Origin of the sequence: Porphyromonas loveana (genome assembly GCF_003096695.1) — a bacterium.
GTDB lineage: Bacteria > Bacteroidota > Bacteroidia > Bacteroidales > Porphyromonadaceae > Porphyromonas > Porphyromonas loveana.
Genome location: NZ_QEKY01000037.1, coordinates 1 through 1,877 on the forward strand (window position 1 = coordinate 1; position 1,877 = coordinate 1,877).

1 protein-coding gene is annotated in these 1,877 nt (G+C 52.3%); it reads right to left on the reverse strand.

Features of this window, described 5'->3' with window-relative positions:
* Positions 1–1,877, reverse strand: a 1,877-nt coding sequence (locus C7382_RS09955) for a DUF2436 domain-containing protein (RefSeq protein ID WP_116680108.1), incomplete at both ends; no start/stop codon positions are given.

A 1,877-nucleotide genomic window follows, 5' to 3' on the forward strand; every position in this document is an offset into this window, starting at 1 on the left:
ACCGTCTTCGCTGTCAGTGTCTCTTCCAACAGGGCATTCGTGAAGTTTGCGGCTTCATTGCCCGTTGAGGAGGCGTAAACGGCATAGTGCTCTGCAGCATAAGCAGCATCTTGGGCGCATACCCAGAACGTCAACGTGCCGCCGTTGGCCAGATTCAACTCGGGCGTTACCAAGTAGTTGTCTGGAGTCAGCGCTCCAATACCGCCATTGATGAAAGAGGCTGAAGACACTGTTGCGGAACTTTCATGGCCGGGCAAAGATGTTCCCCAAGGTTCAGGTGTGGTCGTCCAGTCGTGGCCATCGCCGTCGGCATCGATAGTCTTCCATGTTGCAGGAATGCCGCTCTCGAAGCCTTCTGACAAAAGATCGGCACGCTTTGTCGTTGCGGCAATCTTAACGTCGTCAAGATTCAGCCAGAACATATCCGTACAATCGAAGTGACGGAAGGCAACATACTTCGTGCCGGCTGGCAGCTGTACTGTCTTCTGGTACCAAGTGCCCTGTGCGCGTGAGCCGCGGATAGCCTCGGGAGCTGTAACTACTGTCTTCGCTGTCAGTGTCTCTTCCAACAGGGCATTCGTGAAGTTTGCGGCTTCATTGCCCGTTGAGGAGGCGTAAACGGCATAGTGCTCTGCAGCATAAGCAGCATCTTGGGCGCATACCCAGAACGTCAACGTGCCGCCGTTGGCCAGATTCAACTCGGGCGTTACCAAGTAGTTGTCTGGAGTCAGCGCTCCAATACCGCCATTGATGAAAGAGGCTGAAGAGACCGCTGTGGTACTCTCATGACCGGCAAAGGCATTGAATCCAGGAGGAGGCGTGGTCGTCCAGTTGTGGCCATCGCCGTCGGCATCGATAGTCTTCCATGTTGCAGGAATGCCGCTCTCGAAGCCTTCTTCCAAGGCTGTCTCTCCGGGATTGGGATTAGGTGTCGTACCATTGGGGGCTGTCCATTTCAGAACTACGTCATCGCCGTTCTTTTCTGCTTTCAGGTTCGTTACAGGTGCAAGTACGCCTCCGGGAACCGTCACATCAACGCACTCTTTCGGAGATACACCGGCAGCATACTTCACTTCCACACAGTAGTTGTGTGTGCCTGCAGCTACATTTTCTTCGGAGAATGTCGTTGCGGTCAGACCGTCCTTGATCTTAGTTCCGTCACGGTATACCGTGTAAGTGTAGTCCGCTGACGAACCGCCTTCGCTGATCGTCAATTCGGATCCATCACCCGTACCAACTCTCTGCATCAAGAAATGATATTTCTTTCCGGCTTCGAAGTTGTAGTCGTCTGCACGAGACTTTTCTCCGCCAGCAATCCAAATCCTCACGCCTGCTTGAGGTGCTGCAATGGCATAATCATAAACTCCGGCAGGGATCTTTACAGTAGCTGTGCCGTCTACAACCATATTGGTTGGCGAACAAGAAGGATCGGCATTTTCAGGAACCGTATACTCGAAAGGAGCAAAGAAGTCTGCAGGGACATCACAATTATTCGTAAAATTGCCCACTGCTGGAATTTCTTGTCCGAAAGCAGTGTGGTCTGCGTCCAATACGATCTGATAACCGGATCCATCATTCCAAACATCATGGGCTTCAAGAACGATCTCGGCTTCTCCGCTTCTGAGCAATTCAGGGGCATCGGTAATGGACAAAAGAAGCATTTCTCTTGCTCCATTAACGCTTCGACCTTTTGCAGTAGCTGTGATCTCAATATCATCGATATTGATGCGGAAGGCATCTGTACAATTGTAGTGACGGAAGGCTACATACTTCGTGCCGGCTGGCAACTGAACGGTCTTCTGGGTCCATGTGCCCTGTGCGCGTGAACCGCGGGGCGCATCCGGAACATGTGCCGTCTTAGAGCTCAGTGTCTCTTC